The sequence below is a fragment of the Massilia alkalitolerans DSM 17462 genome (assembly GCF_000427785.1).
Classification (GTDB): domain Bacteria; phylum Pseudomonadota; class Gammaproteobacteria; order Burkholderiales; family Burkholderiaceae_D; genus Telluria; species Telluria alkalitolerans.
The window spans coordinates 60,360-86,863 of the sequence record NZ_ATYR01000006.1 but is presented as its reverse complement, the minus strand read 5'-3'; the positions used below and the strand labels follow the sequence as shown (position 1 = coordinate 86,863).

Sequence of the window (26,504 nt, the reverse complement as noted above, 5' to 3'; positions counted from 1 at the left end):
TCCGACAAAGATGTCCAGAAGAAACATGCTCCTGTTGTCGCCCGTCCTCTCCCGGCCGATTCAGCCGGCCGGGGCAGCGGCGCTCTAGGTCTCGACAGTCGCGGCCGTTGCCTGGCTGACCCGGTTGCGCCCGGCCTCCTTGGCCGCGCGCAGAGCATCGTCGGCGCGCTGGAACAGGGTCACGGTACTGTCTTCCGGGCGGATCACGGTCACGCCGAAGCTGGCCGTCATGGCGATCATCGCGCGCTCGCTCTTGACCGGCGAACTGGCGATCGCGGCGCGGATGCGCTCGGCCACCAGCAGGGCCTCGTCCAGGTTGGTGCGCGGCAGCAGGATCGCGAACTCCACACCCACCAGGCGCCCCACCAGGTCGGAATCGCGCAGCTGGCGCTTGCACAGGTCCACCACGTGGCGCAGCACGGCGTCGCCGGCCGGGTGGCCGTAGCCGTCGTTGACGCGCTTGAACCCGTCCAGATCGAGCACCACCAGCGCGGTCGGCAGGCCGGGGCGGCGCGCCAGCGCCATCCAGGGCGCCAGGGCGTTGAAGAAACCGCGCCGGTTCGGCACGTCGGTGAGCGGGTCCACCACCTCGAGGCGCGCCAGTTCGCGCCCCAGGCGTTCGCGTCCCAGCAGCAGCACGCCGAAGGCGTTGGCCAGCATCAGGAGATACAGCGCGGCGCTGGAGAACTGGCGCAGCAGTTCGCTCGACAGCCAGCGCCAACCGCCCGGCAGCAGCAGCACAGACAGGCCGCGCGCCGCCACCAGCAGCGCCAGCACGGCGGTCACCAGGGCCAGGAAGCGCTGCAGCAGGCTGGCCTGGCGCCAGCCGGCGGCCAGCGCCGCTGCGCAGTTCAGGTAGAGGGCGCCGAGCAGCAGCGAAGCGGCCAGACTGCGCAGCCCCTGCTCGTCGACCAGGTAGCAGAGCAGGAAGACCAGGATCGCCAGAGCGCCCGCCAGCAGGATCGGACGGCGCCAGCCGTCGCGGCCGGCCGCCTGCCAGGACGCGCCGCCCTCGATGGCGACGCCGGCGAACAGCAGCGCATAGCCGCCCGGCAGCGCCAGCGCTTCGGGCACCACGCCGGCCCCGCCCAGCGCCAGCAGGGTCCAGGCGCCCGCCTGCACCTGCTTGGACAGGGGCCAGGCGCTCAAGGCCGCAGGGCGCACGGGGCCGTGGTCAAAGAAGGTCAGCAGCGCGCACAGGGCCAGGTTGCCCAGGGCCAGCACCAACACCATCGTGGTCGCGTCCAGGTTCGTCATGTGTCGGTTCTAGCGTCAGTACTCGTGTTCGACCAGGGTGGTGCCGTCGCCCACCTTGCTGACCCAGGCGCGGCTGAAATAATCCTGCTCCTCGAGGTTCGGGGGCGCGTGCCAGAACACGATCAGGGTACCCTTGTGGTCGTGCAACTGGGTCAGCTTGTCGACGAAACCGGTGTTGCCGGCGCTGTCGGCCAGGGCCATCGCATAGCCGTACACGCGCTGCAGGCGCTCGAGACGGTCGGGCTCGGTCTGGGCGTTGGTGGCGGTGATGGAGGGATGGTCCAGGAACATGGGAGTCGGTCTTTGTTCGGGTGGTCAGCTTATCAGAAAGCGATGCCGCAGAACAAGCTAGTCCCTTGGGGGGTAGCGCTCGCTATACTGGCGCCATGACCGGATCACCCGACCAGCCGCCCTCCCTCCCCCCGCCGATCGTCACCACCCGGGGCGACCGCCGCACGCTGGAATTCACCCCGGGCGACATCCAGAGCGAAATGCGGCTGTCTCGTCCGGACGCCCTGGTGCTGCCGTATGCGCGCGCGATGATGTGCTTTGCCCTGCTGGCGCCGCGCCCGCGCCATATCCTCATGGTGGGGCTGGGAGGCGGCTCGCTGGTCAAGTTCTGTCGCCGCCAGTTTCCCCAGTCCCGCATCACGGTGCTCGAAGTGCGTGCAGACGTGATCGCGCTGCGCGCGCAGTTCCAGGTCCCGCCCGACGATGCGCGGCTGCGCGTGCTGCATTGCGACGCGGCCGACTGGCTGGCCCGGGCCGGCGCCGGCAAGCCCGACGCGCCTGGCGACGTCGACGTGCTGCTGGTGGACGGCTTCGACGCCGCCGGATTGCCGCCGGCACTCAGCAGCGCCAGTTTCTATGCGCATTGCCGGCGCGCCCTGCGTCGCGGCGGCGTGCTGGTGGCAAATATCTTCACCTACGATCCCGGTTATGTGACCGCAGTGCAACGTCTGCAGGCGGCCTTCGATGGCCAGGTCTGCTGGCTGTCCGGCATCGCCGGCAACAACCAGATCCTGCTTGCCCAGCGCGCCTCCCTCCCCGGTGCCGCGCCAGGGCGCTCCCTGCGCTTCCTGCGAGACACACTGGGTAATCGTGGACTTGGAAGTGCACTGGCCAACCGCCTGCTGGCGCGCCTGGTCCTTGCCTGGCTGGCATGGCGGCCGCACCGGGGTTGAAGCGCGCGGGTCAATAGCCTGGCACGCGCTTGCGACATTTCGTTTGCCGAAAACTGCCCGGATGTGACACACTCCACGTATTGATGCCTACTGGCAAGCCTTTAGGCATCTTGTGCACGTCGTTATCACGGACCTTCTGGACACATCCATGGCGCCTCGCCTGCCCCTGTCGCTGACGCTCGCGGCAGCCCTCACGCTCGGGGGCGGCCTGGCCGCATCCGGCGCCCTGTTCCTGGGAGTGAGCCACCTCGAGTACGACAACATGGCGCTCGCCTTCGCCCAGCGCGCCGACGAGCGCGTGGCCGCGGTGCGCCAGGGCATCGACCAGGCGGTCGAAGTGCTGACCGTGACCAACCAGCTGTTCGCGCGCGGCGAGCCGGTCAGCCGCGAGCATTTCCGCGACTTCACCGCTGCCCTGCTGCAGCGCCACCGCTACATCCAGGCCTTCAATGTCCACCGTACCGTGCCGGGCGACCAGCGCGCGGCCGTGGAGCGCGAGCTGCAGAGGATCCGTCCGGGCACCGTGTTCACCGAGCTGCAGGCCCAGGGCCTGGTGGCGGCGCCGCCGCGTGCGCGTTACCACATCGTCGATTTCATCGAACCGATTGCCGGCAACGAACGTGCCTTCGGCCTGAACATCACCGAGAACGTGCAGGTGATGAGCGCGCTGGCGATCGCGCGCGGCGAGGGCCGCGCCGCCGCCACCGACCTGTTCCAGCTGGCCCAGGACGAGCGCAAGCAGCCGGCCTTCAGCCTGGTCATGCCGGTGCTCGACCGCGACGGCATGCTGGCCGGCGACACTGCGATCGTCATCCGCGGCCCGGAACTGGTGCGCGCCTCGCTGGCCGCCACCGGACTGCTCGACCCGCGCGAGGGTTCCAGCGAGATCTTCGTGTCGGTCTATGCCGGCGACGGGGCCAGCCCGGCGAACCTGCTGTTTTCCACCGGCGACACCAGCAAGCCCGAACAGGGCTGGCTGGCCGGCTTCCTCGCACCGGGCCAGCCCGGCCATGCCAGCAAGCTGCTGCGCATCGCCGGCAAGCCCTGGCGCATCGAAGTGGCCAGCGCGCCGCGCCCCTTCCTCCACGACCACATGGCCTCGACCGCCCTGCTGGTGGGCGGCATCCTGATGACCCTGCTCGGCACTGCCTTCGTGCAGGCCTCGGGCCAGCGCGCGCGCAAGGTCCAGCAGCTGGTGCGCCAGCGCACCGCCGACCTGCGCCGCACCAACCGCCGCCTGGTCGAGGACATGGCCGCGCGCGAGCGCGCCGAGCGCGCCCTGCAGCAGAGCGAACAGCGCTTCCGCCAGCTGGTGTCGATGTCCTCGGACTGGTACTGGGAACAGGACCGCGACCTGCGCTTCACCATGGTCACCGGCGGCTTCACCGAAAAGGCCGGCGTCGCCGTCGAGGCGGTGCTCGGCAAGACGCGCTGGGAACACGCCCCCGCCCTGCTCGAGACCGAGGCCGGGCGCGCCCACATCGCCCAGGTCAAGGCGCACGAACCCTTCGCCAACCTCGAATACAAGGTGGTCGACGCGCAGGGCGACACCCGCTGGTTCTGCGTCAACGGCCAGCCGGTGTTCGACGAACACGGCGAGCTGCTGGGCTATCGCGGCACCGGCAGCGACATCACCGAACGCAAGCTCACCGAACAGCGCGTGCACCACGTGGCCCAGCACGACGTGCTGACCGGCCTGCCCAACCGCTCGCTGCTGCAGGACCGCCTCGGCCAGGCGATCGCCTATGCCAACCGCAGCGGCCGCCCGATGTGGGTGATGCTGATCGACCTCGACCGCTTCAAGTTCGTCAACGACTCGATGGGCCACAAGGCCGGCGACGTGCTCCTGATGACGGTGGCGGCGCGCCTGACCGCCTCGCTGCGCGACACCGACACCGTGGCGCGCCTGTCGGGCGACGAATTCGTGGTGATCCTGTCCGAGCACCACGACGAGCCGCTCTCGCCCGAGATCGTGCAGCGCGTGATGGACTCGGTGGCCCAGCCGGTCATGCTGGGCACCAAGGAATTCTTCGTCACCTGCTCGATCGGGGTGGCGGTCTACCCGAGCGAGGGCACGCCGGCCGACAGCCTGATCGAACACGCCGACATCGCGATGTACAGCGCCAAGAAGATGGGGCGCAACAACTTCCAGTTCTATACGCCGGCCATGAACGAGGAGTCGCTGGAGCGGGTGCGCATCGAAAGCGCGCTGCGCAACGCCCTCGAGCGTAACGAATTCGTGCTGCACTACCAGCCGCAGGTCGACCTCAAGACCGGCCAGATCGTCGGCATGGAAGCCTTGCTCCGCTGGAAGCATCCGGAGCTGGGCATGGTGCCGCCCGGCCGCTTCATCGGCATCGCCGAGGAGACCGGGCTGATCGTCCAGATCGGCGCCTGGGTGATGCGCACCGCCTGCGCCCAGAACAAGGCCTGGCAGGATGCGGGACTGGGACGCCTGCGCGTGGCGGTCAACCTGTCGGCGCGCCAGTTCGGCGCCGCCGACCTGGTCGCCAGCCTGGAGTCGGTGCTGGCGGACACCATGCTGGACCCGGACTGCCTCGAGATCGAGCTGACCGAAAGCCTGTTCATGAGCGACGTGACGCCGGCGGTGGACCTGCTGCACCGCATGAAGTCGCTGGGCGTGAACCTGTCGATCGACGACTTCGGCACCGGCTATTCGAGCCTGTCCTACCTGTCGCGCTTCCCGATCGACGTGCTGAAGATCGACCGTTCCTTTGTTGCCGACATCACCGTTGACGCCAACGACGCCGCGATCGTCACCTCGATCATCGCGCTGGCGCATAACCTGAAACTGGCCGTGATCGCCGAGGGCGTCGAGACGCTCGAGCAGCTCGACTACCTGCGCAGCCATGGCTGCGACGAAATGCAGGGCTATTTCTTCAGCAAGCCGCTGGCGGCCGAGGAGTTCGAACAGCTGCTGGTCCAGCGCAAGGCGCTGCCGCCGCCGCGCCAAACCGAGCCCGAACCGGCGCCTGAAACCGCGCCGGAAATCGCCGAGGCTTGATCCGGCTCAAGTTTCCCATCGTCATTTATCCGCTAAGCTGCTTATAGGCTATTTATTTGTAGCCTAAACAACATTGTTAGCCTTAGAATAGCCGTGTCTCTTTAGCAACCTCAGACATAACGGATATCCATCATGATGAATGACACCGGCGAGCTGACTCCGGTCGCCGCCGCAGCGGGCACTGCCAGTGGCGTACGCCGCCAGCGCACCGACATCCGCACCCGCGACCTGATCAACCAGGCCGTGGCATCGATCCCCACGCTCGGACTGCAGCGCGCCGCCGAGTTCCTGGCGACCATGAACGTGCCGGCCGAGGTGGCCGTGCGGGTGCTGGTCTACCCGAACCGCCGCCGGATTAACTAAGAACCTAGCGGCGCTGCTGCTGTTGCTGGCGCACGATGTCGTCCAGCGTCTCGCGGCCCTTGTCGGTCAGGGCGTAGCCCCCGTCTTCGAGCGGGGCGATGTGCGACTTGATGCTCAGGAAGCGGACCACGTCGCCGTCGAGCGGGGCCTGCGGGTCATCCGCCAGGGCAGTCAGCGATTTGATGCAGCGGCGCAGGAACAGCACCTGCTGCCCCTTTTCCGTGAGCACGATACGCCCGTCGCGGGTGTACTCGAGCATCTTCAATCCCGACAGGCGCTTGGCATTGCGCCCCACGCAGGCACCCGCCGTGTCGCGCTTCACGCCGCGGCGTACCAGTTCCAGGGCGTCGTATTCGTCCGTCGTCAGTTGTTCGTTCTTCATGCTGTTTTCTATTCGGCCAGGGCGCGCCATGGTAACCGGCGCGCCGGCCGAGGGCAAGCATCAACGCAACGCCCGGAAGGCCAGCCAGCCCAGGCCGGCACTGGCCGCGACGCCGAGCGCCAGCGCCAGCTGGGCCCGGCGCGAGTAGTAGAGCGGGCCGCGGCCCAGGTAGATGGTGTTGTGCAGGGTACGGCCCATGGTCTCCTCCGGCATCCGGCAGTGCTTGTTGTGGGATCCATTATAGGCAGGCCTAGATGTCGGCTATATGACATGGATCGGCACGCCGCTGCGGCCGGACCGAATGCTGCAGTGCGGCGTCCCGCGCGCCGATGACCGTTCGGCCCTGTTAGGATCATCCTGTCGAACAACCACCTGGAGCGCACCATGAGCAACGCAACCCGCCAAGTCGATCCCGCGGCAAAAGGCCCCAACGTGCTGCACGAATCCGATATCGGCAGCGGTGAGAAATCCCCTGGAGAACTGGAAACCGAAGAAATGATCCGCCAGATTCCGCCGCTGCCGCCATCGGGCAGCCAGGCCGGACAGGGCTCGTCCGGAAGCCAGGACAAGCCCCGCAACTGAAGTTCCCTGCCGGCCTTCGCGGCCGGCGTCCCCTCCCCGCCCGACCATCCCGCGAACGCCAGCCCCGCTTGCGGGAGTCCGGCGCCGTCTGTCCCGACGTGGCAGGTCCACGGACGGCCAGGATGGCAATCACGGTTCATCGCGTAATCTTCTGGAATACGGTGTCGACCCGATATCCGGCTGGCGGCAAGGGCCCAGCCGGCCGACCAGGGCTGCACGCCCAGGCCAGCCTGAGCGCCGGGGTCAGGCGGCCCGGATCGGCGGCTCGGGGAAGCGCGGCTCCTCGACCGGGGCATTGACCGGGTCGGGGACATCGTCCGGCACCGGTGGCCGCGGGTCGGGCGCCGGCGTCGGATCCGGAACGTCCGGTTCCGGGGTACTGTGGGCGTACACGGGGGTTGATCCGTGCAGCTTGTTTTCTTGAGCAAGCATGGTCATGGTCAGCCTCTCGGATGATGCGGGCGCGCCCGCGGATGAAGCCACCGCACGGCGCATGCTGTCTGCGCCATGCGGCGGGCACCGGTGACAATCAGCGTTGATGCTTCTGCTTGGCTCCGCCGCCGGCACCCTCGCCCTTGCCGGCCTTGACGTCCGACATGTGGTCGTGGCTGCTCTTCTGCGTGTTCTGGCCCGCGCGCTGCTTGGCCATGTCTTCCTCGGACATGTTGTCCGACTGCTTGTTGGTCTGGCTTCCGCCGGATTTCGATTGGCTCATCGCACTCCTCCTGTTGACGTGGTTGGCTTTGGATGCAGCCTAGCATGGATGCCGAAGCCGGGTTTTTCAATCGTGCGGCGCCGAAGGCAATGCCGCGGCCTGGCTTCCTCGGCTATAGTGCTTACTCGACTATTTCCTTGCCGACCATGAAACTTCGCCCCGTCCTGTTCGCAGCCCTGTTTGCAGCCGGCATCCATGGCGCATCCGCCGCCACCCCGATGAAGCTGGCCGATTACCTGGCCCTGGACGGCCCCGCGCCTAGCGCCCGCATTCCCTACGGCGAGGCGCCCTCGCAGTACGCGGAACTGTTCCTGCCGCCGGGCAGCGGCCCCTTCCCGGTCGCGGTCCTGGTGCACGGCGGCTGCTGGACCAGCAAGTTCGGCGGCATCACGCAGCTGCGCAACATGGCCGGGGCGCTGGCGGCGCGCGGGATCGCGGTCTGGAACGTCGAATACCGGCGCAGCGACGAAGCGGGCGGCGGCTATCCCGGCACCTACCAGGATATGCATGCGGCCCTCGAGACCCTGGAAAAGCAGGCGGGACGCTATCCGCTCGACCTGCAGCGCCTGGTCGCGGTCGGCCATTCGGCCGGCGGCCAGCTGGTGCAGTGGATGGCCGGGCGCGGACGCATCCCGGCCGGCAGCCCGCTGCACCGTGCGCAGACCTTGAAGGTGCCGGCGGTCGTCAGCCTGGGCGGCCTGGCCGACCTGCGGAGTGAGGCTGCCCTGATCAAGTCCAGCTGCGGGCGCGATACCGCGGAGTTGGCCGGTGTGCCTGGTCCGGGGCGGCCGGACGTCTTCGTGGATACCAATGCGGCGGACCTCATGCCGAACGGCAGTCGTACCTGGCTGGTCACGGGGGAACTGGATACGATCTCGCCGCCGCGGGTGGCGCACGACTATGCGGCGCGGGCGCGCAAGGCGGGTGATGCGGCCGAGGTGGTGATCCTGCCGGGCGCCAGCCACTACGACGAAGTGGCGGCGAATTCGCCTGCCTGGCCGCAGGTGCTGGGCGTGATCGAACGGGCGTTGGGCCGGCCGCAGCCGTGATGCGGATTGACAGGCTTTCGCTCTCAATCGCCCCAGACGATGCGGCGCGCCACCGGCGCCTCGATCACCAGGTCGCTGCGCGCCACCGCTACGCAGGCCAGGATGTAGCCCTCGCGTTTCTCGTCAAAGGAAAGCCCCGGCCACTCGATCCGATGCGCGGCCTCGCCGCTGCGCACCCGGCAAATGCAGGTGCGGCAGGTGCCGTTGCGGCAGGAATTGGGCAGCTCGATGCCGGCCGCTTCGAAAGCGTGGAGGATGCTGGTGTCCTCGTCCGCCTCGCAGGTAAAACCGCTGGGCTCGAGCACGATGGTGTGAGTTGGCATGCAGGGATTGTAGCGCGGCCCGGTGGTAACCGACCCCGGCCGCTTGAGTTCGTTCTCGCACAGACCCGGTACGGCCGCAGGCCTACCCTGAGGTTTCCAAAAGCAAGCATTGCAGGAAACCAAAATGAGTAAATCGCACGCCCTCCCCCTCCTCGTGGCTGCCCTGCTGGGCACCCTTTCCCTGGCCCACGCACAGCAAGCGTCACTGACGCCCGCCGCTCCCGCGCCTGCACAGCAGCAGCAAGCGCCGGCGCCGCAGGGACAGGCGCCTGTCCAGGCCGGCGCACCGGTGGATCCGGCCGCCGCAAAAAAGGCCGAATTCGAACGCAACCTGCGCGCCCAGGTTCTGCTGGACCGCGCCAACCTGTCGCCCGGCGAGATCGACGGCGCCTACGGTTCCAACATGCGCCAGGCCCTGAACACCTTCCAGGCGATGCGCAAGCTGCCGGTCACCGGCAAGCTCGATGCCGCCACCTGGGAGGCGCTGAATGCCGACAACAGCCCGCACCTGGTCACCTATACCCTGGTCGACGCCGACGTGGCCGGTCCGTTCCGCCCCGTGCCGAACGACATGATGGAAAAGGCCAAGATGCCCGAACTGGGCTATGCCAACGTGCTCGAAGGCCTGGGCGAGAAATTCCACGCCAAGCCGGCCATGCTGGAACGCCTGAACCCCGGCAAGGACTTCGGCCGCGCCGGCGAGCAGATCGTCGTCCCCAACGTCCACGGCAAGCAGCCGCTGCCGAAGGCCGCGAAAGTGGTGGTCAAGGAAGGACCGAAGGTGCTGCAGTTGTTCGACGCGGCCGGTGGCCTGATTGCGCAGTACCCGGTCTCGACCGGCAGTTCCAACGATCCGCTGCCGATCGGCACCTGGAAGATCAATGGCGTGCACGCCAACCCGACCTACCATTACAACCCGAAGCTGTTCTGGGACGCCGAGCCGGGCGACAAGAAGGCCAAGGTGCCGCCGGGACCGAACAACCCGGTCGGCGTGGTCTGGATCGACCTGTCGAAGGAGCACTACGGCATCCATGGCACGCCGGTGCCCGGCCACGTCGGCAAGACCGAGTCGCACGGCTGCATCCGCCTGACCAACTGGAGCGCCGCCGAAGTGGCGGGCGCGGTCAGCGCGGGCCTGGAGGTGGTGCTGGAGAGCTGATTGGATTAACCCCCAACGGAGGATGACATGAGATGGTTAATGACCTTCCTGCTCGGCGTGCTGGTCGGCGCCGGCGGCCTGTTCGTGATGTTGCGTGCCGTGCCCGACGAGCCGGCGCCAAGTGTGGCCACCGCGCCGCCGGCTGCCGGCGTGCCGGCGGCACAGATCGATCCACAGCTGCCGGGTCCGCCGAGCATCCAGGCCGACCTGAGCGAATTCGACCTGCCGCTGCGTCCTCCCTCCCCTGCAGTGGGCGCGTCCGGCCCGCAGTCGCCGGCCGATGCGGTAGCCGCCGCCGTCCATGGCAAGCTGCTGGTGCCGGTGCAGGGCATCAAGCTCGCCAACCTCAGCGACACCTACGACCAGCCGCGCGGCACCCAGCGTCACCATGAGGCGCTCGACATCATGGCGCCGAAAGGCACGCCGGTGCTGGCCGCCGCCGACGGCAAGGTGGCCAAGCTGTTCACGAGTAAGCCGGGCGGCACCACGCTGTACCAGTTCGACCCGAGCGAAAAGTACGCCTATTACTACGCGCACCTGGAGCGCTACGCCGACGGCATCAAGGAAGGCATGGACGTCAAGCGCGGCGACGTGATCGGCTATGTCGGCGTGACCGGCAATTCCGATCCAAACGCGCCGCACCTGCACTTCGCCGTGTTCGAGCTGACGCCGGAAAAGCAGTGGTGGACAGGGACGCCACTGAATCCCTTTCCCCTGATGACGGACGGGCAGACCGTCGCCGCTCAGTAAGGCGTGGCCACGGCGCCCGGCTCGTCGACGTCCGCGCCGACGTTGATGGCGGCGTAGGCGCGCTGCACCGCTACCGATTCGACGCTGGCCTTGCCGTACAGCTCCTCGGCCGCCTCGATCATCTTCGCGCGCGCATCGGCGTAGTTGGTCGAGGACGTGAACTTGGTGGTATTCGCATGGAACCAGATGCGGAAGGCCTTGTCCATGCCGATGCCGGTCATCGCGCTCGGCTGCTTCACCAGGTACTTGCTGTAGTAGTCGCCGGCAGTGTCGGCCTTCGAGCCGCGTGACAGGAAGTAGAACATGCGGTTGTTCGGCCCGCTGCTGTAGTGCACGTCGAGGCGGCGCAGCGAGGTGCTCCAGGCGTCCGGGCTGCTACCGTCCTTGCTCGGGCGGTACATCCAGCGCAGCGGCGTGGCGTTGCGGCTGATCTCTGTGCCCAGCTGCCAGTCATTGCCCTCTTCCGGGAATTTGTCTCCCTTGCCGCCGGCGCGCGCATAGGCTTCCACCACCTCGCCCGAGATGTCCGAGCTCGATTCGTTCAGGCCGCCCGATTCGCCGCTGTAGATCAGGTCCGAGGTCGAGGCGGTGATGCCGTGTCCCATCTCGTGGCCGACCACGTCGATCGCCCCCAGGCTGGTGAAGTAGGTGCCGTCGCCGATGAACATGCACTTGCAGGTGTCGCTGTAGTAGGCGTTGTCGTAGCCGCGGTTGACGTGGGCGGCGATGTAGGTCGCGGTGTTCTTGCCGTCGAGCGAGAGCCAGCCCAGCACGTTCTTGTGGGCGTCGTAGGTGTTCATCAGGCCCCACAGCGCGTTCACGGCCGCGGTCTGGCCGTTCGCCCCGGTGGTGCTGCCGCCCTCGAACTGCTTGCCGTCGCCCCAGACGTTGGTGGCATTAGTATACACCTTGCCGGCGCTGCTGCCGTTGTTGGCATTGGTGATCGCCATCGCGCCGAAGGTGCCGCCCTTGCCGCGCTCGGGGTCGAGCATCTGGCAGACGCCGTTCGCCAGCGTGGTGCTGATCGGGACCTCGCCGTTGTACTGGCTCTTCCCCACGCCGACCACGGTCTGCACCATGCTCCACTGGTCGAGGATGGCGCCGTCCCTGGCGCTGACGATGCTGTCGTGGTAGACCGGCTGGTCGCCCACGCGCAGGCGGGTGCGCACCAGGTAGGCCAGCTCGTAGCGCTCGACCACGTCCTGCACGTCGAGGGCGTTCAGCTCCGCTTCTTCCTTGGCGCCGGCGCCGACCACACGCTGCATCCGCATTACCGGGTAGATCAGCAGTTCGGCGGTCGGCTTGGCCACGGTCACCGGATTCTGGCCGAAGGCGGGCGCCAGCGAGGCCAGCGCCGCCGCGATCGCCGCACGGCTGTTGATCTGCGGCTGGACGCTGAAGCTCGCGGTGAGCGCGCCGAGCCGGTTGGCGCTGCCGGTGCCGAGGTGCTGGCGGCGCTCGGAGCTTGACTCGGACAGGATCTTCAGGGACTTGTCGAGCACCACCACGGATTCCGAACCGAACACGCGCAGGCCCTTCCAGGTGTGGGTCGCGCGCACGATCTGGGTGCCGCCCGCGCCCGGATGCTGGGCCGTGATGCGGTAATGGTGGTCGGCGTCCAGGCCCTTGGCCTGGCGCTGCGCCGCCAGCTGGGCCAGCAGCGCGGATTTGACGGATGCGCTCAGCGTCGTGGGCGGGCTCATCATCGGAGCCGCATGGAGGGACTGCGCCGGCGCCAGGAACAGCAGGGCGGCGCCGAGCAGCGCTGCCGGGAAGGTGGTGTGCGTTCTCATTTCGTCCCCATCGTGGAAACGCGGTCCTGGGATGGACCGCCCACCGGACAGTTTGGACGAGCTCAGCAGAAAGTATTTGCTTGAGCGCAACGCTCATGCAGGCAGGCTGGCGGCAGGCCGGCCTGCCCGCGGCCTGGCGTGCTTAGAAGCTGCGGTTCCAGCTCAGGGCCAGGGTGCGGCCACGGCCGGCATAGGTGGCGTTCACGTCCACGCTCGACGCCGACTGCGAGTAGTAGCCGACGTAGTACTTGTCAAACATGTTCTCGAGGCTCAGGCCGAAGCGGCCGTAGGCGCTGTCCCAGGTCAGGGCGGCATCGACCAGGGTGTAGCCCTTGAAGTGCTCTTCCAGGTTGCTGGTGCCGACGCGGCGGCCGATGTTGATGTCGCGGTCGCGCAGGTGGGTGGCCTGCAGGCGCAGCTGGGCTTGCGGGCGGAATGTCCAGTTGGCGCCCAGGACCGACTTGTCCGGACCCTGCGAACGGGCGCCCAGGTCGAGGTCCATCGGCGCGCCTTGGGCGGCGGCGGTCTTGCCGTCAAGGGTGGCCCAGGTGCCGAACACGCTCCACTCCTTGCTCGGGCGCCATTCGGCGTTCGCTTCCCAGCCCTTGACCGTGGTCGGCACGCGCTCGACCAGGCCGATGCCGGCCGAGGTAATGCGGATCACGCTGCCGAGTTTGGAGCGCGAATCGTAGCGCGACAGGCCGAACTGGCCCCTGGGTCCGCGCCAGTTGATGCCGACCTCGTTGTTGCGGGTGACGATGGGCTGCAGGCTGATCAGGCTCGAGACCGACTGGTTCGGCACGGCCACGCCGCGCAGCACCAGGCCGGCGTCCGGCAGGCCGAAGCCTTCCGAGCTGCCGACGAAGGCCGACCAGCCCGGGGCGAAGCGCCACACGGTGCCGATGTTCTTGACCGCTTTCGAGAACTCGGCCGAACCGCCCTCCACCCGGCGGCTGCCGTAGGCGGCCAGCGTGGTGTAGGTGTCGACGTCGAGCTTGGCGTCCTCGAAGCGCACGCCGCCGCGCACGGTCACCGGGCCGAACTCGTATTCAAGCTGGGTAAAGGGCGCCAGCGAGCGGAATTTCAGCTCAGGCACCCAAGTGCGGCCGGTGCCGGCCAGGCGCTGCTGGGGATTGTCCTGCAGCCAGTCGACACCGGCCGTCAGTTCCAGGCCTTCAACCAGCAGGTCCGGGCGCGCCCAGGTGATGCGCGAACCGCGCTTGTCGGTCACCACCTGCGACTGGTCCCACAGGCTGCCGACCGGGGCGATGGCGCGGTCCTGGAAGGTGGAGGTATTGGTGGCGCCGTACAGTGCCGAGAACTCGTGGCCGAACAGCTGCACACTGAGGGTGCCGCCGGCCAGGTCGTTGTGGCGATAGTCGAGGCTGGCGCTGCGCACCTTGTTACGCGGCGGCATGCCGATCGGCGTGCCGGGCGCCGAGCTGGTCGGCAGGCCTTGCGCCAGGTTGCCCGGCACGCTGCGATAGTCGCCGTCGCCGGCCAGGTCGAAGCGGTTCAGGGTCAATTGCAGGCGCTGGTCGCCGAAGTTCCTGCCCATTTTGACGAACAGGTCGTTGCCGTGCGAATCCATGGTGTCGCCCTGGACCGCGTCGATGCCCAGGCGGCGGCCGCTGCCGTCATAGCCCATGCCGCGGCGCTGCACGCTGGCGTAGGCCAGCATGTCGAAGTCGCCCGACTTGTGGCTGACGGTCAGGCCGGTCTTCCAGTCCAGGTTGTCGGATTCGAACTGGCTGGCCAGGCGGGCGTTCACCGTATAGGTGGTGCCCTCGACCCGCGGGGTCTTGGTGATGTAGTTGATGATGCCGCCGGTCGCGCCCATGCCCTGCATGGCCGAGGCGCCGTTGATGACTTCGATGCGTTCGATGATGGCGCTGTCGGCAAAATAGCCTTCGCGCATGCCGGCGCGCAGCGGGTTCGATTGCGGGATGCCGTCGAACAGGATCAAGGGCTGGCGGCCGCGCAGCGATTCGCCGGTGGAGGTCATCTTCTGGCGGCTCGGGGCATAGCCCGGCACATAGGTCGCGAGCGCCTGCGACGGATCGTCGGCGATCAGGTACTGGGTTGCCAGCTCCTGCTGGGTGATCACCGAGACCGCGCCGGGGATCTTGTCGACGGCCTTGGCGGTACGGGTGGCGGTGACCACGACCGAGGCGAGGTTTTCCTCGTTGTTCTCCTGCGGCTTCTGTTCTTGTGCGATGGCGTCGGGTAGGGCCATCAACATGCATGCGGTGGCAACGGCGGCGGGGATCGTTTTAAGTGAGTTGTTCTTGTTCATGGATACGAAATACGCTTGCTCAGCAGGAATTCCTAAATGATAATCGTTATCATGTATTGACGCAAGATCGAGAATCATTCTCATTTAGGTTATCATTCGCGACATGAAACCGCTCATCCGCACCGTTCACCTCTGGGCCGGCCTGATTTTCGGCACCATCCTGGTCCTGCAAGGGCTTACCGGCACCGTCATCGGCTGGCGCCATGAACTCGATGCCTGGCTCAACCCCGGTTTGCTGCGGGTGGCCCCACCCGCAGGCGCCACCGCCGGCCTTGAAGCCCGCCCTGCCCCGGCCCAGGTGGCGGCGGTGATGGCGCGCTTGCAGGATGAGCCGGGCTATGGACGGCCCGATACCCTGTTCCTGCCGGGAGTGCATGGGGACGTGTACGTCGCCTGGTACCGGCCGCAGAAGCCGGATTCCAGCTGGACGCAGGGCGTGACGCGCCAGGTCATGGTCGACCCAAGCAACCTGGCGATCCTGGGCGAGCGCAACTGGGGCGAAGCCGGCCTGTCGCGGCCGCTCCTGATGCCGACCCTGTTCCACCTGCACCGCTACCTGATGGCGGGCGAAGCGGGCAAGATCGTCATTGCCGTGCAGGGCCTGGCCCTGATGCTCCTGACCCTGACGGGTATCGTGGTGTGGTGGCCGAAGATGACGCTATCCGCCTTCTGGCATGCGATCTCGGTACGGCGCGGCAGCAACTGGCCCAAGTTCAACTTCCAGCTGCACCGGGCCGCCGGCTTCTACGTGGCGCCGGTGCTGCTGGTGCTGGCCTTCTCGGGCGTGTATTTCAACGCGCCGGACTGGGTGACGCCGGCCATCCGCGCGGTCGCGCCGCTGACCAAGAACGAGAAGGCGCTGAATACCAGCTTGACGGACGTTCCGCGCATCGACGCCGGCGCGGCGATGGCGGCGGCGCAGGCGCGCTACCCTGAAGGCCGGGTATCGCGCATCGGCATCCCGGCCAAGCCGGAGCAGCCCTATGAAGTGCGGGTGCGCCAGCCGGGCGAACTGCGCCACGGTGCAGGGGCCACCCGCGTGAGCGTGGATGCCGGCAGCGGCGAGGTAGTCCGCGCCATCGACCCGCTCACCGCGCGCGGCGGCGACTGGTTCGTCAGCACCCTGTTCCCGCTGCACACAGGCGAAGCGTTTGGCCTGGCCGGGCGCATCCTGATCACCGTGGTGGGCCTCACGCCCCTGCTGTTCTTTATTACCGGTCTGGTGGTCTGGATCAAGTTCCGCCGCAAGCCGGCCAAGCGCAAGGCGCCCGCCAACGTGACAGCGCCCCGCCCCGCACCGGTGATGGTGCAGACCGAGGCGTCGCCCGTACTGAACGATCCACGCTACGGTTGAGCGCAAGCAGCAGGCCCACCCGGCCCTGCTGCCCCTGCTCATCGCAGCGCGTAAGACTCAGCGGTAATAACGCTCGCCGTAACGGTCGCCCTCGTAGCGGCTGCGCTCGTGGCGATCGTCGTCGCGGTCGCGCCGCTTCATCAGGTAGACCGCCGTGCCCACCACGGCGGCGGTGATCGCCACCTTCTTGGCCAGCCCGGCCGGGTTGTGCTTCATCTCAGCCTTGATGCCCATCTCGCCCAGCACGTTCGGGACCTTCCCGTGCGCCAGGTCGTCGGCAATGCCTTCGACCATGTTGACGCGGTCGGCCAGCAGCAACAGCAGCCAGTGGCGAATGTCGTTCTCGCTGGCCTTGAAGGCCAGGCGCCGGATCATGCCCGACAGGCCCGAGGGCGGCTGCACCGTGCCGAACACCTGGGTGATGCCCGGACGCTCGCTCGATACGAGAATTTCCACCTTCTCCTGCTGCTGCGGCGGATCGCCTTCCGGCTGGTTGATGAAGCGCGGCGGGGTGCGTTCCATCGGCACGCCGGGCCGGTTCTTGCGGTCGAGGTCGGCGCCCCAGCCCTGGATGTGCTGCAGTTCCTGGCGCGAGGGACGGCGCGGGGCGATGTGGCCCTGGCCCGGGTGCTGCTGCAAGTGGCCATGTTCATGGTCGTGGCCGTGTGCGTGGCCGTGGTGCTCGTGTTCTTTCATATCGCTACGTGGTTCCATGGTCGCTCCTCAATGCATTGCGCTGGCCGTGACCGCCTTGACCTGGTTGGCGTTCGGCGGGATCAGGATGGTCTTGATGCAGTTGTCGAGCTTGCCCGAGAAGATGTGATAGGCATCCGACACCTCTTCCAGCGGCACGCGGTGGGTGATGATTTCCTTCGGATTCAGGCGCCCCGCGCGGATGTGCTCGATCAGGCGCGGCAGGTGGCGCTTGACGCTGGCCTGGTTCATGCGCAGGGTCAGGCCCTTGTTCAGAGCATTGCCGATCGGAACGAAGTTGAAGGTCGGCCCATACACGCCGACGATCGACACATTGCCGCCCTTGCGCACCGAATTGATGCACCAGTGCAGCGCGGTGGCCGAGCCGGCCTGCATCATCGTGTAGCGCCCGGTGAGCGACTGCATCGCATTGCCCGAGGCTTCGCAGCCGACCGCGTCGATGCAGACGTCGGCGCCCATCCAGTCGGTCATCTTCTTGATGTGCTCGGCCATGTCGCGCACGTCCTTGAAGTTGACCACCTCGCACTGGGCATAGCGCTTGACGAATTCGAGCCGGTACTCGACGTGGTCGACCACGATCACGCGGCCGGCGCCCATCAGCCAGGCCGACTTGGCGGCGAAGATGCCGACCGGGCCGGCGCCGAACACGACCACCGTGTCGCCTTCCTGGATGTCGCCCATCTCGGCCGCCTGGTAGCCGGTCGGCACCGCGTCGGTGAGCAGCACGGCGTCGTCGTCATGGATGTCGTCCGGGATGACCATGGGGCCGACGTCGGCCATCGGCACGCGCACCAGCTCGGCCTGGCCGCCGTCGTAGCCGCCGGCCGTGTGCGAGTAGCCGTAGATGGAACCGACCGCGGTGGATTCCGCATTCATGTTGTGGCAATTGCCGTACAGTTCGCGGTCGCAGAAGAAGCAGGAACCGCAGAACACGTTGAAGGGCACCAGCACCTTGTCGCCGACTTTCAGGTGCTGCACACCGGAGCCGACCTCTTCCACCACGCCGATGAACTCGTGGCCGAAGGTGTGTCCGATGCGGGTATCGGGCACCAGGCCATGGTACAGGTGCAGGTCCGAGCCGCAGATGCAGGACCGGGTGACGCGCACGATGGCGTCGCCCGGGTGCTCGATGACGGGGTCGGGCTTGTGATCGGCGCGGACGCGGTAGGGCCCGCGGTAGTTCATTGCCAGCATAACTCCTCCTCGATGGTTGTTCGCAACGGGATACAAAACGCCCGCCGGCTCGGCGGGCTTGTGCAAATACGTTATGTCAAAACACCAAGGATTGCGATACGCGCACGGAAACGAACGGGGCGTTTTGAGGGGCTTTGGAGCCTGCACGCAGCTCGACGGGCGCTAGTCCTACAGGATCGACCTACAACTGGCGCGCCTCGAAGGTATTGCACTGCTCGACGCTGCCGGTCTCCAGGCCGCGCGTGAACCAGCGCACCCGCTGGGCCGAGCTGCCGTGGGTAAACGAATCCGGCACCACCGTGCCCTGCGACTGGCGCTGCAGGGCGTCGTCGCCGATGGCGGTGGCCGCGGCCAGGGCGGTCTCGACGTCGCCCGCCTCGAGGATCTGCTCGCGCTTGTTGGTGCGGTTGGCCCAGACACCGGCGAAGCAGTCGGCCTGCAGTTCGAGGCGCACCGACAGGGCATTGCCTTCCCGCTCCGAAACGCGCTGCTGGGCGTTATGCACCTTGTCGGACAGGCCCAGCAGGTTCTGCACATGGTGGCCGACTTCGTGCGCGATGACGTAGGCCTGGGCGAACTCGCCGGCCACGTTGAAGCGCTGCTGCATCAGGCGGAAGAAGCTCAGGTCGATATATACCTGGCCGTCGGCCGGGCAGTAAAAGGGGCCGGTGGCGCTGCGCCCGGTGCCGCAGGCGGTCGGGGTCGCGCCTTCGAACAACACCAGCCTTGCCGGGCGGTATTGCGCGCCCTGCTCCGCAAAGATCTGGGCCCAGGCATCTTCGGTGTAGGCCAGCGTGGTCTTGACGAACTGGGTCTCCCGGTCGTTCGCCGGGGCGCCCCGGGGTCCCTGGGGCGCCTGCTGCACCTGCACGGGACCGCCTCCGCCGCCGAGGATCACGCTCGGATCGATGCCGAAAAATACGCTGCCGATCAGCGCGATGACCAGGGTGCCGATGCCGACGGTCTTGCCGCCGAAACCGAAACCACCGCCGCCACCGCCGCCGCGGCGGTCCTCCACGTTGTCGCTCTGTCGATCACCTTCCCATTTCATCACCTGTCCTCCTCATGGCCGATTGCGGCGCCATCAGCGCCCCGGATGCCGTTTCAAGTTGCTGCTGTCGGCGCGTTCGCGCGCATCCTTCAGGCGGAATTCCTCTTCCAGCGGCGCCAGCCCGCTGCGCGCCTCGTCGTGCAAGGCGCGCTCGTGACGTTCGCGGGCGACTTCACGTTCCACGCGGCCGAGCGGCCCTTCGATCTCGTCCCTGTTCGCCATGTTCCCCTCCCTGTTGTCGACCGTGTGATCGAGTATGGACACCCCTGCCGTATCGGACTGTTCGCATGTTCACATATGAGCGGCAATTTCCCCTCACCAAGCTCACCAACAGCGTTAGCTGGCGCACAGCAGCACCGCCTACGGTATGCGACGCTGGCAGGCATGACAAGTCCACACGCCAATGCCCTCGTCGCCCTCGGCCGCTACCTGCGCGAGCACGACTACCGTTTCATCACGGTGACTCCGTCCACGCACCGCCGCATCAACCGCCGCCCGGGCAACGAACGGGCGCTGGATCTGCGTGGCATCTTCGGCTGGAGCCGGCCCTTCGCCCCCGAGGACGTGGCGCCGGAACTGCTGGACTTGATGCGCGAGGCCGGTATCGTCGAGCCCGATGGCGCCCTGCTGCGCTCGACGCTGCGCGCCTCGAGCCTCGGTGAGCTGCTGGTCTTCCACTCGGCCTATCCCACGGACGACGACGACGCCGTCTTCTTCGGTCCCGATACCTACCGCTTCGTCGGCACCATGGGACGCGCCTTTCCCTGGCTTGGTTCCGGACCGGTGCGGGCGCTCGACATCGGCTGCGGCGGTGGGGCCGGGGCGCTGGCGATCGCGCGCCACTTCCCGCACGCCGAGGTGATCGGCGCCGACATCAACACCCGCGCGCTGGCGCTGACGGTGGTGAATGCGCAGCTGGCGGAACTGCCGAACCTGCACGCCTGCCACAGCAATCTGTTCGACAGCCTGGAAGGCGACTTCGACCTGATCGTGTCGAACCCGCCTTACGTGCTCGACCCGAGCGAACTGCCCTACCGCCACGGCGGCGGCATGCGCGGCGCCGAGCTGTCGGTGCGCATCGTCAAGGAAAGCCTGGGACGGCTGCGCCGGGGCGGTAACCTGATGCTGTACACGGGCGTGGCGATCACCGGCGCGCAGGACGAATTCCTGGAAGCGATCCGGCCCGAGCTGGAAGCCCGGTGCGACCACTGGAGCTATGAGGAGCTGGATCCGGACATTTTCGGCGGCCAGCTGGGGGAACCCGGCTACGAGGAGACGGAGCGGATCGCGGCGGTGTGGCTGCACGCGATCCGGCGCTGACGCCGAACGGCCCTAGCGGCCGTGCTCGAGGAAGAAAGCCAGCATCTCCCTTGACGCGTTCGGCCCGCTGGCGTCGGTGTGCGAGCCGGCCGACTTGCCGCCGACCCAGGCGTGGCCCACCCCATGCACCAGCCAGTGCTCGGCCAGGCGCCGGCCCTGCGCATCGCGCCAGCAGCTGCGGGTGAAGCGGCGCCCGCCGGCATTGCCCTCCTGGCGCTCGCGCTGCAGGCTGCCCGCCTGCGCACCGCTGAACTGTTGCAGCACCGCGTCCCCGTTCCCGGGATGGACCACGTGGTCCGCATCGCCATGGAACACGATGACCGGCACACCTTGCCCCGCTGCCGCTGCGGCCTTCGGATGCTTCATCGCATGCAGGCCCGAGATCATGTCCTTGCCGGTGCCGGCAGCCAGGCCGGAATGGATGCCGATCGCCGCGAACAGCTCCGGATACTCGGCGCCGAGGATGGCCGCCATCGCCCCGCCGGCCGACAGGCCCGCCGCATACACGCGGCGCGGATCGGCGCCATGCTCGGCGACGATCTCGCGCGCCATGGCCGCCAGGATCGCCGGCTCGCCGCGGCCGCGCCGCTGCTGGCCCGGCTCGAACCAGTTCCAGCAGCTGTTATGGTTGGCGGAGCGGTCCTGTTCCGGATACAGCACCAGGCAGCCGTGTTCCTCGGCCAGCGTGTTCATTGCCGTGCCCGCGGCGAAATCGCCGGCATTCTGGGTACAGCCGTGCAGCATCACCACCAGCGGGCGCGGGCTCTCGGCGGCGCCGGCCGGCACGTACAGCTTGTAGCGGCGCCGGCCTTCCGGGCAGGCGAAGCTGCCGTCGATAAAGCGGCCCGGACCGAGGTCGGCGGGGGCATGCGGCTGGCGCTTCCAGCTGCTGCGCGCCTTCGGCATGGGCCGCGCCCGCGCCGCGCCGGGCGCTGGATTGATGTCGATGACGGTGGGCGCATCTGGCGGCGCGGCGCCTGGCGCGGGGCTCATCAGCCCCGCCTGCTGCAGTGCGCGCTGGATCACGTCGGTGGCGGCGCCGGGGTCGCCGGCGCGGACGCGCTCGGCCGAGGCCATCATCTGGCGCACGAATTCGTCGATGGGTTTCATGGGAATCCTGTTCTATGTGTGAATACGGTCGGCGAGCGCCTGCCTGACGGCGGGCGACGCGATGAAGGCGCCCAGGACCTGGACCGAGGCGATGGCGGCGCTGGCCAGTTCCGGCGTCACCTCGTCTTCGATCACGGCCAGTCCCAGCACATGGACCTCGAGGCGCTGGCCGCCGGCGACCACCTCCTCCAGCTCCTTGCTGCTATAGCGGTGCTGCCCGAGCACGTAGCGCTTGCGCACCACGATCTGGCGCAGCGCGTCGGCATGGGCCAGCAACTGGTTGCGCAGGGCGGTACGGACGAAGTCGGTCCGGTTCGAATAAAAACCTTCGTTGACCAGGAGGTCGACCTGGGCCAGGTCGACCAGGCCGACGTTGACGGTGACTTTTTCGCTGTCTGGAACACGTACGGTTGGGTGCATTATCTTCTCCTTGCACTCCACATGGAGTATAACGGGAGTATTGCAAGCCCCACCAGGCAAAAAAAATAGGCGCTGTCACCGTTAGATATGGATGACCCCGATCGCGATTCGTAGTAATTGCTCTACCGTCGTTATCCGTCCGCCATCGAGCGCCCGACGCCAGCCGAGGTAGTTCGGCAGGTAGCGCGAAGCGACTCCGCGGAAGCGGCTCAACCATTGCCGGAAGCGCTGGTGATAGGCGTTCACATTTTGCACATGAATGACACCGGTGAGGCCGCGGCGTACCCGTACGCCCGCACGCAGGTTTACCGCTTCGTGCGCGATGCCATGCTTGCGGGCGAAACTGCGATACGCCGCATGGGCGTCGCTGACCAAGAGCACCTGCCGGTCGAGCCGGGGCAGCAGGAGGCGCTCCAGCTGCGCCGCCGTCAAGGCGCCTCGGCCGACCACGGCATCGACAGTCTGGCCACTGCGGTCGCGCGCTACCAGAATGCAGTCGAGCTCGCGCGAGATGCCGCGCTTGCTGGCCCGGCCGCCACGCCGGCGTGCTGGTCGGTCCAGCGTGCGTGCGCCTTTCTGCGATTCCAACATGAACATTTCGTCAGCCTCGGCAATGCCGGACAGGCGCGTCGGCTGGGCATGCCTGGGACGCTCCAGGAAGCGGTGGCGCCAGCGGAAGGCGGTGTTGCGATGCACGCCGACGTCTCTGGCGGCGGCGCGCACCGATGTCGAGTCGAGCACGGAGCCCAGGTAATCGAGCCATTTTTCACGCAGCCGCAGCCGCGCCAGCGGCGTACCGCTCAGGTCGTTATAGGTGCGGCTGCAGGCGCGGCAGCGGTAGCGCTGCAAGCCGTTCGCTTGCCCATGCCGGTAGTAACGTTCGCAGGCGCAGTCGGGGCAGCGGCGCTGCGTGCCGCCGATCTGGCCGATGAGGGCGATCACCTGGTCCAGCCCGGCAGCGGGATGCAGGGCGGTCAGCGTTTGCAGGCGCTGGGGCAGGTTCAGTGCGGGGAGCTTGGCAAACCACTTCTTGAAATACAGTGCGCGCATGGTCGTTCCCTTCTGCGGTGACAGGCGTTCGACCATCGAGCAGCTCAGCAGTTCCGCGCTCATCCATAGTTAATGATGACAGCGCCTTTTCGTTTCATGCCACCGCTCGTGCAGTTCATCGCGCAACGGATGCAGGCATGCAGACGCGTCGGCATACTCCTTTCATCGATAGTGAAAGGACTGGCATGAACAAGACCTGGCTACTCTGCGGCGCGCTGCTTGCGCTGATTTGCTCCGGCGCGATGGCGCAGGAAACCCCTGACACCTACGCGAAAGCGCGCACCATCATCGAGGACCTGAACCGCATCAGCGCCCCGTCCGGCGTGCAGGAATCGTACAAGGTCCGCATCGGCGGCGTCGACCAATGGCTCAGCGTGCGCGGCCAGGACCGCGCCAACCCGATGATCCTGTTCGTGCACGGCGGCCCCGCCTCCCCCATCACGCCGACCATGTGGCAGTTCCAGCGCCCGGTCGAGGAATACTTCACGGTGGTGAACTGGGACCAGCGCGGCGCGGGAAAAAGCTATGGCGAGGCCGATCCGGACAAGGTCGGCGCAACGATCCGCATCGAGCGCTACGTCGACGACGCCATCGAAGTGGCCGCGCACCTGAAGGCGAAATACGGCAAGCGCAAGCTCATCCTGATGGGGCACAGCTGGGGCACCATCGTCGGCATGCGTGCGGCCCTCAAGCGCCCCGACCTGTTTCACGCCTATGTCGGCATCGGCCAGGTGCTGAACGTGCGCGAGAACGAGCGCATCAGCTTCGACTACGCCTGGGAGCGCGCCAGGCGCGAGAACAATGCCGAAGCGGTCAAGGAAATGTCATCGATCGCGCCCTACCCCGGCGACCGGCCGATCACGCGCGAACGCATCGTCATCGCGCGCAAGTGGCCGCAGCACTACGGCGGCCTGTCCGCCTTCCGCAGCGAATCCGGTTACTTCTTCCGCGGCCCCCTGCTCTCGCCCGAATACACCCCGAGCCAGGTGAAGGACATCGACAAGGGCAGCCTGCTGACCCTGGGCCGCGTGCTGCCCGAATTCCTCGAGGTAGATTTCTCGAACCTGAAGCGCTTCCCGATCCCGGTCGTGATGTTCCTGGGCCGCCACGACTACACCACACCGGCCGCGCCGACCGTCGCCTGGATGGACGCGGTGGACGCGCCCTACAAGCGCATCGTCTGGTTCGAGCGTTCGGCCCATATGGTGCCATGGGAAGAGCCGGGCAAGCTTCTCGTCAGCCTGCTCGAGGTAGTCAAGCCGCTGGCGAAATGATCGCCTCCAGCTCGCCGGCAATCTGCTGCGCGAGCTGGTGGATGTGGAAGCCGTCGACAAAACCATGGTGCGCCTGCACCGAGAACGGCAGCTCCAGGCGGCCGCCCGGCGCGTCGCGGAACCTGCCCCAGGCCAGCGAGGGAATGTCCGGATGCGCCAGCGAGGCGCTGGGGTGCTGGATGGAGGTGAAGGCCAGCCAGGGAATGCAGGTGATGAAGACCTGCTCCTTTGCTTCGCGCGGGCCGAGGCTGCGGTAGGCGCCGTTCAGCTCCGTCATCGCCGAGGCTTGTTCGCGCGCCGCGATGCCGCGCGCCACGAATTCGCGCAGGTCGTCGCTCCAGTCGAACAGGGCGAAATTCAGGTCCTGGTGCTGGTTGATCACGGTGAAGGATGGCCGCAGGCGCTCGATCCGGAATACCTCGCCGTCCAGCAGGCGGTAGCGGAAGTTCTCCACCTTGAGCACTGCGCGCAGCACCGCGCACAGCAGCACGTGGAAAGGGGCCAGGCCCGCTTCCCGGCACCAGGGCCGGAAATCCGGCAGCTCGAGCGGGAAGCAGATGTTGACCGCGGCGCTGTCCATCGCATCGAACAGCGCGAAGCGGTCGCGCCGCCGTTCGAACACTTCCATTTACTGCGCCTTGTTCAGGCGGCTGTGGCGCACGCTGTACAGGAAGTAGGTGGCCACCGCCACGCCCATCCAGATGAAGAACACGCGGAAGGTGGCCGGCGACAGGTCCTTCATGATGTACAGGCAGGCGCATACCGACAGGCCCGGGATCGCGTAGGGACCGAAAGGCACCCGAAAGTGGCCCGGCTCGCCGGGGCCCTGCTTCGCGCGGATCACCGGCACGGCGATCGACACCACGATGAAGGCGGTCAGCGTGCCCATGCTCACCATGTCCCACAGGAAGGTGGCATCGACCAGGCCGGCCACCGCGCCCACCACCAGGCAGACGATGATGGTGTTGGCGGTCGGGGCCAGGGTGCGCTTGTTCACCTTCTGGAAGGTCTTCGGGATCAGGCCGTCGCGGCTGATCGCGTACAGGATGCGGGTCTGGCCGTAGATCGTCACCAGGGTCACCGAGAACACCGACACCACCGCGCCGGCCGACAGCACCAGGGCCGGCCAGGCCTGGCCGGTGACGTTCTGCAGGATCACCGACAGGCCGGCTTCCTGGCCTGCGAACATGCGGGCGGGCTGGGCGCCCATCGCGGCCACCGCCACCAGCAGGTAGAACACGGTCACGATCAGGAGCGCCGACAGGATCCCGATCGGCACGTTGCGGCGCGGGTTGTTCACTTCCTCGCCGGCGGTGGCGATGGTGTCCAGGCCGATGAAAGAGAAGAACACGGTGCCGGCGGCGGCGGTCACGCCGGCCATGCCCACGAAGCCGCTGTCGGGGTCGGGGCTGAAGAAGGGCGTGAAGTTGGCGGAATCGAAGCCGGTGAAGGCGATCACGACGAAGAAGATCAGGATGGCCAGCTTGATCAGCACCATGATGGAGTTGGTGGTCGCCGATTCCTTGGTGCCGCGGATCAGCAACATGCAGCACATCGCCACCAGGATCACTGGCGGCAGGTTGAAGTTGCCTGGGCTGAAGTGAACGTTATGGTGGTCCGACACGAACATCGGCGAGCGCAGGTGGGCCGGGATCTCCCATCCGAAGGCATTCGACAGGAAGTTGTTCAGGTAGTCCGACCAGCCGATCGCCACCGCGCTTCCCGCCAGGCCGTATTCGAGCAGCAGGCAGGCCGCCACGATGAAGGCGGCGAACTCGCCCACGGTCGCATAGGCGAAGGAATACGAGGAACCGGCGGCGGGCACGCGGCCGGCCAGTTCGGCGTAGCACAGGGCGGTCAGGCCGGCGGTGACGGCGGCCAGCAGAAAGGACAGGATCACGGCCGGACCGGCCTTCGGCACCGCCTCGACCATCGTGAAGAAGATGCCGGTGCCGACCGTGGCGCCGACGCCGATCATGGTCAGCGGGAACAGGCCGAGCGATCGCTGGAGGCCGCCGCCGCTGCTTTCCTCGTCATGCTGACGTTCGGCTGTTTTGGTGCGGATCAGCTTTTGGCCAAGGGTCAGATTCACGGCATGTCCTTTGTGAAGAAGCTTCGGCAGCGCTCCGGTCAAGCGCT

At 67.3% G+C, this 26,504-nt stretch carries 28 protein-coding genes; 10 read left to right on the top strand and 18 right to left on the bottom strand.

Annotated features, from left to right (window positions below; all coding sequences use genetic code 11):
• Positions 1-84 precede the first annotated feature (84 nt).
• Positions 85-1,257, bottom strand: coding sequence for a GGDEF domain-containing protein (locus tag YWC_RS0108440; RefSeq protein WP_027864973.1), 1,173 nt, complete (start codon positions 1,255-1,257; stop codon positions 85-87).
• A 15-nt stretch (positions 1,258-1,272) separates the two neighbouring features.
• Positions 1,273-1,548, bottom strand: a complete 276-nt coding sequence (locus YWC_RS0108435; protein ID WP_027864972.1) for a hypothetical protein — start codon at positions 1,546-1,548, stop codon at positions 1,273-1,275.
• Positions 1,549-1,643: 95 nt separating this feature from the next.
• Between YWC_RS0108435 and YWC_RS0108430 the strand changes: the two genes are divergently transcribed.
• From YWC_RS0108430 to YWC_RS0108420, 3 genes are all read left to right on the top strand, one after another.
• Positions 1,644-2,441: a spermine/spermidine synthase domain-containing protein gene (locus YWC_RS0108430; RefSeq protein WP_027864971.1), complete on the top strand. Its 798-nt coding sequence runs from the start codon at positions 1,644-1,646 to the stop codon at positions 2,439-2,441.
• Positions 2,442-2,589: 148 nt separating this feature from the next.
• Positions 2,590-5,466 carry a bifunctional diguanylate cyclase/phosphodiesterase gene (locus YWC_RS0108425; protein ID WP_027864970.1) on the top strand — a complete coding sequence of 959 codons (2,877 nt, stop codon included), beginning with the start codon at positions 2,590-2,592 and terminating at the stop codon, positions 5,464-5,466.
• 132 nt (positions 5,467-5,598) lie between these two features.
• Complete coding sequence (locus tag YWC_RS0108420; RefSeq protein ID WP_229413051.1) at positions 5,599-5,829, top strand: hypothetical protein; 231 nt, start codon at positions 5,599-5,601, stop codon at positions 5,827-5,829.
• 4 nt (positions 5,830-5,833) lie between these two features.
• On the opposite strand, the gene YWC_RS0108415 is transcribed toward YWC_RS0108420, so the two are convergent.
• Both YWC_RS0108415 and YWC_RS33310 read right to left on the bottom strand, forming a co-directional pair.
• Positions 5,834-6,211 (bottom strand): hypothetical protein, encoded by a 378-nt coding sequence (locus YWC_RS0108415; RefSeq protein ID WP_027864968.1) that lies wholly within the window; start codon positions 6,209-6,211, stop codon positions 5,834-5,836.
• Positions 6,212-6,271: 60 nt separating this feature from the next.
• Positions 6,272-6,409, bottom strand: a complete 138-nt coding sequence (locus YWC_RS33310) for a hypothetical protein (RefSeq protein WP_169728098.1) — start codon at positions 6,407-6,409, stop codon at positions 6,272-6,274.
• Positions 6,410-6,595: 186 nt separating this feature from the next.
• Here YWC_RS33310 and YWC_RS28785 point away from each other — a divergent pair, with 186 nt between their 5' ends.
• Positions 6,596-6,793, top strand: coding sequence for a hypothetical protein (locus tag YWC_RS28785; RefSeq protein WP_036213744.1), 198 nt, complete (start codon positions 6,596-6,598; stop codon positions 6,791-6,793).
• A gap of 243 nt (positions 6,794-7,036) precedes the next feature.
• Here YWC_RS28785 and YWC_RS31990 read toward each other — a convergent pair whose 3' ends face one another.
• Together YWC_RS31990 and YWC_RS0108400 are read right to left on the bottom strand one after the other, a co-directional pair.
• On the bottom strand, positions 7,037-7,231 hold the full coding sequence (locus YWC_RS31990; protein WP_229413050.1) for a hypothetical protein: 195 nt from the start codon (positions 7,229-7,231) through the stop codon (positions 7,037-7,039).
• A 91-nt stretch (positions 7,232-7,322) separates the two neighbouring features.
• A complete protein-coding gene (locus tag YWC_RS0108400; protein ID WP_027864967.1) occupies positions 7,323-7,508 on the bottom strand; it encodes a hypothetical protein in 186 nt (61 codons plus the stop codon).
• A gap of 146 nt (positions 7,509-7,654) precedes the next feature.
• Here YWC_RS0108400 and YWC_RS0108395 point away from each other — a divergent pair, with 146 nt between their 5' ends.
• The gene (locus tag YWC_RS0108395; RefSeq protein ID WP_036213742.1) at positions 7,655-8,557 is read left to right on the top strand and encodes an alpha/beta hydrolase; all 903 of its coding nucleotides are present in this window, start codon (positions 7,655-7,657) and stop codon (positions 8,555-8,557) included.
• 23 nt (positions 8,558-8,580) lie between these two features.
• Here YWC_RS0108395 and YWC_RS0108390 read toward each other — a convergent pair whose 3' ends face one another.
• Positions 8,581-8,880 (bottom strand): 2Fe-2S iron-sulfur cluster-binding protein, encoded by a 300-nt coding sequence (locus YWC_RS0108390; protein WP_027864965.1) that lies wholly within the window; start codon positions 8,878-8,880, stop codon positions 8,581-8,583.
• Between the two features lie 124 nt (positions 8,881-9,004).
• On the opposite strand from YWC_RS0108390, the gene YWC_RS0108385 reads away from it, so the two are divergent.
• Positions 9,005-10,039, top strand: a complete 1,035-nt coding sequence (locus tag YWC_RS0108385) for a L,D-transpeptidase family protein (protein ID WP_027864964.1) — start codon at positions 9,005-9,007, stop codon at positions 10,037-10,039.
• A 27-nt stretch (positions 10,040-10,066) separates the two neighbouring features.
• Positions 10,067-10,789, top strand: coding sequence for a M23 family metallopeptidase (locus YWC_RS0108380; protein ID WP_027864963.1), 723 nt, complete (start codon positions 10,067-10,069; stop codon positions 10,787-10,789).
• On the opposite strand, the gene YWC_RS28780 is transcribed toward YWC_RS0108380, so the two are convergent.
• Positions 10,783-12,582: a M4 family metallopeptidase gene (locus YWC_RS28780; RefSeq protein WP_036213740.1), complete on the bottom strand. Its 1,800-nt coding sequence runs from the start codon at positions 12,580-12,582 to the stop codon at positions 10,783-10,785. The genes YWC_RS0108380 and YWC_RS28780 overlap by 7 nt on opposite strands.
• Before the next feature lie 142 nt (positions 12,583-12,724).
• Entirely contained in the window at positions 12,725-14,818 is a 2,094-nt protein-coding gene (locus YWC_RS0108370; protein ID WP_229413049.1) for a TonB-dependent receptor, read from the bottom strand.
• 163 nt (positions 14,819-14,981) lie between these two features.
• Here YWC_RS0108370 and YWC_RS28775 point away from each other — a divergent pair, with 163 nt between their 5' ends.
• On the top strand, positions 14,982-16,232 hold the full coding sequence (locus YWC_RS28775) for a PepSY-associated TM helix domain-containing protein (protein WP_084416355.1): 1,251 nt from the start codon (positions 14,982-14,984) through the stop codon (positions 16,230-16,232).
• A 57-nt stretch (positions 16,233-16,289) separates the two neighbouring features.
• On the opposite strand, the gene YWC_RS28770 is transcribed toward YWC_RS28775, so the two are convergent.
• From YWC_RS28770 to YWC_RS0108345, 4 genes are all read right to left on the bottom strand, one after another.
• Positions 16,290-16,946, bottom strand: coding sequence for a hypothetical protein (locus tag YWC_RS28770; RefSeq protein ID WP_229413048.1), 657 nt, complete (start codon positions 16,944-16,946; stop codon positions 16,290-16,292).
• Positions 16,947-16,955: 9 nt separating this feature from the next.
• On the bottom strand, positions 16,956-18,140 hold the full coding sequence (locus tag YWC_RS0108355; protein ID WP_027864961.1) for a zinc-dependent alcohol dehydrogenase: 1,185 nt from the start codon (positions 18,138-18,140) through the stop codon (positions 16,956-16,958).
• A gap of 181 nt (positions 18,141-18,321) precedes the next feature.
• Positions 18,322-19,191, bottom strand: coding sequence for a KPN_02809 family neutral zinc metallopeptidase (ypfJ, locus tag YWC_RS0108350; protein WP_027864960.1), 870 nt, complete (start codon positions 19,189-19,191; stop codon positions 18,322-18,324).
• Positions 19,192-19,224: 33 nt separating this feature from the next.
• Positions 19,225-19,413: a hypothetical protein gene (locus YWC_RS0108345; protein ID WP_027864959.1), complete on the bottom strand. Its 189-nt coding sequence runs from the start codon at positions 19,411-19,413 to the stop codon at positions 19,225-19,227.
• A gap of 162 nt (positions 19,414-19,575) precedes the next feature.
• Here YWC_RS0108345 and YWC_RS0108340 point away from each other — a divergent pair, with 162 nt between their 5' ends.
• Entirely contained in the window at positions 19,576-20,511 is a 936-nt protein-coding gene (locus tag YWC_RS0108340) for a N5-glutamine methyltransferase family protein (protein WP_027864958.1), read from the top strand.
• Between the two features lie 12 nt (positions 20,512-20,523).
• On the opposite strand, the gene YWC_RS0108335 is transcribed toward YWC_RS0108340, so the two are convergent.
• The 3 genes from YWC_RS0108335 to YWC_RS0108325 all read right to left on the bottom strand — a co-directional run bounded on the left by YWC_RS0108335 (position 20,524) and on the right by YWC_RS0108325 (position 23,091).
• Positions 20,524-21,621 (bottom strand): extracellular catalytic domain type 1 short-chain-length polyhydroxyalkanoate depolymerase, encoded by a 1,098-nt coding sequence (locus tag YWC_RS0108335; protein WP_027864957.1) that lies wholly within the window; start codon positions 21,619-21,621, stop codon positions 20,524-20,526.
• 12 nt (positions 21,622-21,633) lie between these two features.
• Entirely contained in the window at positions 21,634-22,041 is a 408-nt protein-coding gene (locus tag YWC_RS0108330; RefSeq protein ID WP_036213736.1) for a ribbon-helix-helix domain-containing protein, read from the bottom strand.
• An 81-nt stretch (positions 22,042-22,122) separates the two neighbouring features.
• The gene (locus YWC_RS0108325) at positions 22,123-23,091 is read right to left on the bottom strand and encodes an IS1595 family transposase (protein ID WP_027864955.1); all 969 of its coding nucleotides are present in this window, start codon (positions 23,089-23,091) and stop codon (positions 22,123-22,125) included.
• 185 nt (positions 23,092-23,276) lie between these two features.
• Between YWC_RS0108325 and YWC_RS0108320 the strand changes: the two genes are divergently transcribed.
• A complete protein-coding gene (locus tag YWC_RS0108320) occupies positions 23,277-24,365 on the top strand; it encodes an alpha/beta fold hydrolase (RefSeq protein WP_027864954.1) in 1,089 nt (362 codons plus the stop codon).
• Here YWC_RS0108320 and YWC_RS0108315 read toward each other — a convergent pair.
• Both YWC_RS0108315 and YWC_RS0108310 read right to left on the bottom strand, forming a co-directional pair.
• Positions 24,346-24,993: a CatA-like O-acetyltransferase gene (locus YWC_RS0108315; protein WP_027864953.1), complete on the bottom strand. Its 648-nt coding sequence runs from the start codon at positions 24,991-24,993 to the stop codon at positions 24,346-24,348. The two genes, YWC_RS0108320 and YWC_RS0108315, sit on opposite strands and share 20 nt — an antisense overlap.
• A complete protein-coding gene (locus YWC_RS0108310) occupies positions 24,994-26,457 on the bottom strand; it encodes an APC family permease (protein WP_027864952.1) in 1,464 nt (487 codons plus the stop codon).
• Between the last annotated feature and the right edge of the window lie 47 nt (positions 26,458-26,504).

Coding starts and splice junctions, on each gene's coding strand:
- YWC_RS0108440 (WP_027864973.1), bottom strand. CDS start 1,257: ATGACGAACCTGGACGCGACCACGATGGTGTTGGTGCTGGCCCTGGGC.
- YWC_RS0108435 (WP_027864972.1), bottom strand. CDS start 1,548: ATGTTCCTGGACCATCCCTCCATCACCGCCACCAACGCCCAGACCGAG.
- YWC_RS0108430 (WP_027864971.1), top strand. CDS start 1,644: ATGACCGGATCACCCGACCAGCCGCCCTCCCTCCCCCCGCCGATCGTC.
- YWC_RS0108425 (WP_027864970.1), top strand. CDS start 2,590: ATGGCGCCTCGCCTGCCCCTGTCGCTGACGCTCGCGGCAGCCCTCACG.
- YWC_RS0108420 (WP_229413051.1), top strand. CDS start 5,599: ATGATGAATGACACCGGCGAGCTGACTCCGGTCGCCGCCGCAGCGGGC.
- YWC_RS0108415 (WP_027864968.1), bottom strand. CDS start 6,211: ATGAAGAACGAACAACTGACGACGGACGAATACGACGCCCTGGAACTG.
- YWC_RS33310 (WP_169728098.1), bottom strand. CDS start 6,409: ATGGGCCGTACCCTGCACAACACCATCTACCTGGGCCGCGGCCCGCTC.
- YWC_RS28785 (WP_036213744.1), top strand. CDS start 6,596: ATGAGCAACGCAACCCGCCAAGTCGATCCCGCGGCAAAAGGCCCCAAC.
- YWC_RS31990 (WP_229413050.1), bottom strand. CDS start 7,231: ATGACCATGCTTGCTCAAGAAAACAAGCTGCACGGATCAACCCCCGTG.
- YWC_RS0108400 (WP_027864967.1), bottom strand. CDS start 7,508: ATGAGCCAATCGAAATCCGGCGGAAGCCAGACCAACAAGCAGTCGGAC.
- YWC_RS0108395 (WP_036213742.1), top strand. CDS start 7,655: ATGAAACTTCGCCCCGTCCTGTTCGCAGCCCTGTTTGCAGCCGGCATC.
- YWC_RS0108390 (WP_027864965.1), bottom strand. CDS start 8,880: ATGCCAACTCACACCATCGTGCTCGAGCCCAGCGGTTTTACCTGCGAG.
- YWC_RS0108385 (WP_027864964.1), top strand. CDS start 9,005: ATGAGTAAATCGCACGCCCTCCCCCTCCTCGTGGCTGCCCTGCTGGGC.
- YWC_RS0108380 (WP_027864963.1), top strand. CDS start 10,067: ATGAGATGGTTAATGACCTTCCTGCTCGGCGTGCTGGTCGGCGCCGGC.
- YWC_RS28780 (WP_036213740.1), bottom strand. CDS start 12,582: ATGAGAACGCACACCACCTTCCCGGCAGCGCTGCTCGGCGCCGCCCTG.
- YWC_RS0108370 (WP_229413049.1), bottom strand. CDS start 14,818: ATGGCCCTACCCGACGCCATCGCACAAGAACAGAAGCCGCAGGAGAAC.
- YWC_RS28775 (WP_084416355.1), top strand. CDS start 14,982: ATGAAACCGCTCATCCGCACCGTTCACCTCTGGGCCGGCCTGATTTTC.
- YWC_RS28770 (WP_229413048.1), bottom strand. CDS start 16,946: ATGGAACCACGTAGCGATATGAAAGAACACGAGCACCACGGCCACGCA.
- YWC_RS0108355 (WP_027864961.1), bottom strand. CDS start 18,140: ATGCTGGCAATGAACTACCGCGGGCCCTACCGCGTCCGCGCCGATCAC.
- ypfJ (WP_027864960.1), bottom strand. CDS start 19,191: ATGAAATGGGAAGGTGATCGACAGAGCGACAACGTGGAGGACCGCCGC.
- YWC_RS0108345 (WP_027864959.1), bottom strand. CDS start 19,413: ATGGCGAACAGGGACGAGATCGAAGGGCCGCTCGGCCGCGTGGAACGT.
- YWC_RS0108340 (WP_027864958.1), top strand. CDS start 19,576: ATGACAAGTCCACACGCCAATGCCCTCGTCGCCCTCGGCCGCTACCTG.
- YWC_RS0108335 (WP_027864957.1), bottom strand. CDS start 21,621: ATGAAACCCATCGACGAATTCGTGCGCCAGATGATGGCCTCGGCCGAG.
- YWC_RS0108330 (WP_036213736.1), bottom strand. CDS start 22,041: ATGCACCCAACCGTACGTGTTCCAGACAGCGAAAAAGTCACCGTCAAC.
- YWC_RS0108325 (WP_027864955.1), bottom strand. CDS start 23,091: ATGCGCGCACTGTATTTCAAGAAGTGGTTTGCCAAGCTCCCCGCACTG.
- YWC_RS0108320 (WP_027864954.1), top strand. CDS start 23,277: ATGAACAAGACCTGGCTACTCTGCGGCGCGCTGCTTGCGCTGATTTGC.
- YWC_RS0108315 (WP_027864953.1), bottom strand. CDS start 24,993: ATGGAAGTGTTCGAACGGCGGCGCGACCGCTTCGCGCTGTTCGATGCG.